The organism is Mesorhizobium sp. M4A.F.Ca.ET.020.02.1.1 (assembly GCF_004022645.1).
Lineage (GTDB): Bacteria > Pseudomonadota > Alphaproteobacteria > Rhizobiales > Rhizobiaceae > Mesorhizobium.
Window position 1 is genome coordinate 1 of sequence record NZ_RZOI01000742.1, and the last position, 2891, is coordinate 2891.

General features: G+C 65.9%; 1 protein-coding gene and 1 pseudogene. One reads left to right on the forward strand and one right to left on the reverse strand.

Annotation, left to right across the window (positions count from 1 at the left end):
• Positions 1 to 2622, forward strand: a 2622-nt coding sequence (locus tag EN742_RS30330; RefSeq protein WP_128333628.1) for a DUF3971 domain-containing protein, incomplete at its 5' end; no start/stop codon positions are given.
• A gap of 9 nt (positions 2623 to 2631) precedes the next feature.
• Here EN742_RS30330 and EN742_RS30335 read toward each other — a convergent pair.
• Positions 2632 to 2891 (reverse strand): annotated as a pseudogene (locus tag EN742_RS30335) (tyrosine--tRNA ligase); the annotation flags it as partial.

Genomic DNA, 2891 nt, shown 5'->3' on the forward strand with positions numbered 1-2891 from the left:
GCCATAACCGCCTCGACCGCCCGCGACACCGCGACCGGACGCATCACGACGCTCGATGCCAGCGTCAATCTCGCCGACGCCAGCACGGCTGGCGCCGCTGCGGAGACCGGTGGCAGGCTGGGCACAATCGCCTTGAAGCTGACCGGGTCGGAAGGCGCAGGCGAGACGAAGTCGCGGCTGACCGCTTCGCTGTCGCTTGCCGGCTCCGTGCTCGACCTCGGTTCGCGCGGGCTGCTGCCAGCCGATGTCGAAGCCGATGCGACACTCCTGGCCGGCGCCAACAAGATCGATGTCAGCCGGTTGCTCCTCAAGACCGGTCGCTCGACCTTCGACTTTGCCGGTTCGATCGGGCCGAAGCCGGCCGCAGCGGGGGAGGAGCCGTCCTACCGCTACGACCTAACCAGCGACGGCTCCACGCTTGCGCCGTCAGAATCGCCAGAGCCGGGGCTCAACTTCTTCGCCCGCATCGCCGGTGTTTACCAGACCAAGAGCCGCAAGCTCGTCGCCGAGCAGATAGGCATCCGTTCCGGTGGGCCAAGCGAAGTGCTCGGCTCGGCCTCGATCGCTTTCATCGACAACGGTCCGCCGGGCATATCGCTTTCGCTCAACGTGCACGACATGCCGGTCTCGCATGTCAAGCAATTATGGCCCTGGTTCTCCGCCCGGAACGCTCGTCTGTGGGTGCTGGACAATCTGTTCGGCGGCCGTGTCGTCGACGCCAATCTGCAGTTCCAGGTCGTGCCGGGACGACTTGGCAACGGCGTCCCGCTTTCGGCCGACGAGGTATTCGGCCGCTTTCAGATCGAGGGTTCGCGCTTCGACACCGCCGGCCGTATCCCGCCGATCCGCGATGCGGTGGGCGAGGTATCCTTCCATGGCAACGATGTCGACATCGCGCTGTCCTCCGGCAGCGTCTACATGGCCAGCGGCCGCACGGTGGCGGCCAGCAACGGCACGCTGACGGTCAAGCAGGCAAACCACGCGCCGGTTATCGGCGCGCTCGACATCGATGTTGCCGGTGAGGCGCCGGCCATCGCCGAACTAGCCTCGTATGAGCCGATCAACGCCATGCGCCATGTCGGCCTCTTGCCGGAGGACCTCAGCGGCACGGTGACAGGCCACGTCAAGGCCGACATACCGCTGACGTCGGGAGTCGACACCTCGAAGCTCAACTGGCTGGTGGCGCTGGACTACAAGGACCTGTCGCTCGCCAAGCCGTTCGAGGACCAGACGGTGACGGAGGCCGACGGCTCTATCACCGTCGAGCCCGACCAGGCGGTGATCTCGGCCAAGGCGCGGCTCAATGGCATCCCGGCCGAGCTCGATATCGTCGAGCCGCTCGTCGATGACGGCCCGCCGCGCAGCCGCAAGGTCGCGCTCGTGCTCGACGACAAGACGCGCGCGGCCGCCATGCCGGGCCTGTCGCCGCTGCTTTCGGGAACCGTCAAGGTTACGATCGACAAGAGCGAAGGCGACGAACAGAACGTTTCGGCCGACCTCACCAACGCCAGGCTCGACATTCCCTGGGCGGGGTGGAGCAAGGGCGCGGGCGTTGCCGCCAAGGTCACGTTCGCGATGAAGAAGGCCGGTGCCACCACGACGCTCGCCGACTTCGATCTCGACGGAAAAAGCTTTTCCGTCGACGGCGATGTGACGCTCGTGAACGGGGCGCTGTCGTCGGCGCGCTTCAGCAAGGTCGCCTTGAACCGGGGCGACGATGTCGCCGTATCCGTGAAGCGGTCCGGCAAGGGCTATGCGGTCGATGTCAGCGGCGAGGCGCTCGACGCCCGCTCGCTGATCAAGCAGTTCACCTCCGATGTCGACACCGCCACCAAGACCACCGGCAGCGATGCGATTTCCGTCAACGCCGATGTCGGTTCGCTTACCGGCTTCCATGACGAGATGCTGTCCAACCTGAAGCTGAACTACAGCGCCGCCGGCTCCCGCGTGAACGGCCTCGAGGTCAGCGCCACCGCGAGCTCCGGCGCGGCCATTACCATCCGCAACACGACCGCCGACGGCAGGCGGGCGCTCAGCATGAAGTCGGCCGACGCCGGCGCCATCCTGCGCTTCCTCAATGTCTACGAGCACATGGAAGGTGGCTCGGTCACGCTGTCGATGGCGGGGGCCAGCGATGGGCCGATGAAGGGGCAGGTCGATGCCACCAACTTCTTCGTCGTCAACGAGCCGAAGCTCGCCTCGATCGTGTCGACCACGCCGGCCGGCGACACGCGCAGCCTGAACCAGGCGGTCAAGGCCGATATCGACACTTCGAGGGTCAAGTTCGAGCGCGGCTACGCCGAGATCGACAAGGGCGCCGGCTATCTGAAGCTGGCGAACGGGGTGCTGCGCGGCGAGCGCATCGGCACCACTTTCCAAGGCACGCTCTACGACCAGAACAACAACATGGACATGACCGGCACCTTCATGCCGGTCTCTGGGCTGAACCGCATCTTCGGCGAACTGCCGCTGTTCGGGCCGCTGCTCGGCAACGGCCGGGATCGCGGCCTGATCGGCGTCACTTTCCGGCTGAGGGGCAATGCCAACAAGCCGAGCCTCGACATCAACCCGCTGTCGGTAATCGCTCCCGGAATATTCAGGTCGATCTTCGAATACCGCTGAGGTGGCCCGTCACACCGGCCGCGCCAGGACGTGTTTTTTCTTGCCAACTGAAAGCTTTACGACGTTTTCCGGACTCAAATCCTGAAGCGTCACAGTCCGGCGGTCGTCCGCGACCGGCTGATCGTTGAGGCGCACGGCGCCGCCCTGGACATGACGCCGCGCCTCGCCATTGGAGGCGGCGAGCCCGGCGGTGACCAACAGCGAGAGGATGCCGATGCCGGCTTCGAGCGCGGCCTTGCCGACTTCGACGCTGGGCAGTGTGTCGGCGA